The following is a 1195-nucleotide window of genomic DNA, read 5'->3' on the forward strand; positions in this document are numbered from 1 at the left end:
GCCCCGCCACCCCACGCCACGCCCCGCCGCCACGTAGGCGGCCCACGCCCAGCCGGGCACCCGCGTCAGGGCCGGGCCCTCCTCTTCATCCATGAACGTCCTTGTTGTGTTTTGCCTCGCCCGCCGGGCGCACCGCGCTTTCCAGGCGGCCTCCAATGGGACCGTATTCTCGCGCCAGCCGGGGCGCTCCAGAGCGATCGGCGCGGCACGGCCCCTGGCCTTGCTGCGACAATCGCCCCGCTATGAACCAAGCCTATATCCTTACCCTGTCCTGTCCCGACAAGCTCGGGCTGGTGCATGCGGTGTCCGGCTTCCTGCTGGAGCATGGCGGCAACATCGAAGAGGCCGCCCAATACAACGACCACGCCACCGGGCTGTTTTTCATGCGCGTGCAGTTCGCCTGCGCAGCGCACGACCACGCCGCGCTCAAGACGCAGCTGGCCGCCTTCGCCGGCCCGCACGGCATGCACTGGCAGCTGCACCCGGTGTCCGAGCCGATGAAGACGGTCATCATGGTCAGCCGCGAAGGCCATTGCCTGAACGACCTGCTGTTTCGCTGGAAGTCCGGCCTGCTGCCGGTGCACATCGCGGCCATCATCAGCAACCACCGCGATTTCTACCAGCTCGCGGCCAGCTACAACGTGCCGTTCCACCACATTCCCGTGACGGCCGCCACCAAGGCGCAGGCCGAGGCGCGGCAGTTCGAGATCATCGAATCCGAGGGGGCCGAACTGGTGGTGCTGGCGCGCTACATGCAGGTGCTGTCGGACGACCTGTGCCGCAAGCTGGAAGGCCGGGCCATCAACATCCACCACAGCTTCCTGCCCAGCTTCAAGGGCGCCAAGCCCTACTACCAGGCGCACGACCGCGGCGTGAAGCTGATCGGCGCCACCGCCCACTACGTGACGGCCGACCTGGACGAGGGCCCGATCATTGAGCAGGATGTGGCCCGCGCGGACCACAGCAAGACGGTGGAAGACCTCACCGCCATGGGCCGAGACACCGAAAGCCAGGTGCTGGCCCGCGCCGTCAAGTGGCACACCGAGCACCGCGTGCTGCTCAACGGCCACAAGACGGTGATCTTCCGCTGAAGGCGCCCCGGGTGCGGCGCATCGAGGGAGCCCGGTGACCACGGCCCGCCCGTTCGACCGGCCACGCGGCGCGGTGCGCGCGGCCGACCCGGAAGCCGCCGGCG

The 1195-nt window shown here is 68.8% G+C and carries 1 protein-coding gene; it reads left to right on the plus strand.

Features of this window, described 5'->3' with window-relative positions; translation table 11 throughout:
• Nucleotides 1-242: 242 nt before the first annotated feature.
• A complete protein-coding gene (gene purU / locus AC27IQ_RS25025; protein WP_284431101.1) occupies nt 243-1091 on the plus strand; it encodes a formyltetrahydrofolate deformylase in 849 nt (282 codons plus the stop codon).
• Nucleotides 1092-1195: the final 104 nt, after the last annotated feature.

This window comes from Acidovorax sp. KPB24-07, from assembly GCF_057543315.1.